Here is a 1045-nt window from a genome sequence, read left to right as displayed (position 1 = left end):
GGATAAACGACAACTTTTTGGATTGCAGATTATTTTCTTAGTAGGAGAGAAGTAAGGAATTTTTCACCGCAAAATTCGGCGCTAAAATATATTACAACGTGTCGCGGCTTGCAGAAGTGGCGAACTTCGTAACCGATATTTTTCGGCTAAGGTAAAATTTCTTGCGAAAAATAAACGTGAATTTACCACATATTTCGCCATTTTTGCAAACCGCTGTTATATGCTGTTTTTATTCATTAAATTAATTTTATCCATCTCATTAAAAAATTTTTCGATACGTATATTAGTCATTTGGATAGTATTATTTAAACTTTGTATCGTAAAATCATTGTTGAAGTCTATGGTTTTAATGTCTAAATTTTTAATTCTGTTAACTATGTAATCAAGTTTTTCTTTCGCTAATATTCTATTTCCATCCATCATATAAAAATCAAATGAGTCTAAAGGATTAGCTAAATTTTCAGCAATTTTTGAAAATGATGTAAGTTTTTCAAAATATGGCAAAATACAATTAGTTACATTTGAATAAATATTTTGAGAAACATCTTCTTCGGGAAAATTTAATAAATCATACATTGCGTTTGGTTGGCAATTACTATTCCACGAATCATAATAGTTGAGTTTAATACCTGATATAACAACTGTATTTAAAGTTATTTTGCCTTGATGACTTGTTGCTTGTTGGGTATTATAATTATCTAAATACCATTTCGAATATTCTTTAGTTTGTATTGAAGTAAGAAGTCTATAATCTATAGCAGCTTTGGCATTATTCCATCTCATACCTTGAAAATAGATTATTTGTTTAATTTTATTAATTGTTCTTGTAAACTGACTTTTTGATTGACTGAAAATAAATCCTCTTTGATTTAATTCATTACAAAGTTCCATTTCTAATATTTTTGTTAGCTTTTCTCTTGGTGTCATAATTTTTTTTTTTAATATTCTCATTCTGCGGGAAAATAGCATATAACGGAAGGCGGCTTACCTCAGTTGGGGAGTTACATGCAGGATCTTTCTGTCATAACTATTTTGTAAATATAGC

The 1045-nt window shown here is 28.6% G+C and carries 1 protein-coding gene; it reads right to left on the bottom strand.

Annotated features, from left to right (window positions below; all coding sequences use genetic code 11):
- Positions 1 to 216 precede the first annotated feature (216 nt).
- A complete protein-coding gene (locus AC4PRO_RS18155; protein ID WP_492118396.1) occupies positions 217 to 927 on the bottom strand; it encodes a hypothetical protein in 711 nt (236 codons plus the stop codon).
- Between the last annotated feature and the right edge of the window lie 118 nt (positions 928 to 1045).

The sequence above is a fragment of the Flavobacterium sp. DW-iso2 genome, assembly GCF_058725285.1.
The sequence above is the reverse complement of the archived record's forward strand: the minus strand, read 5'-3'. Positions and strand labels throughout refer to the sequence as shown.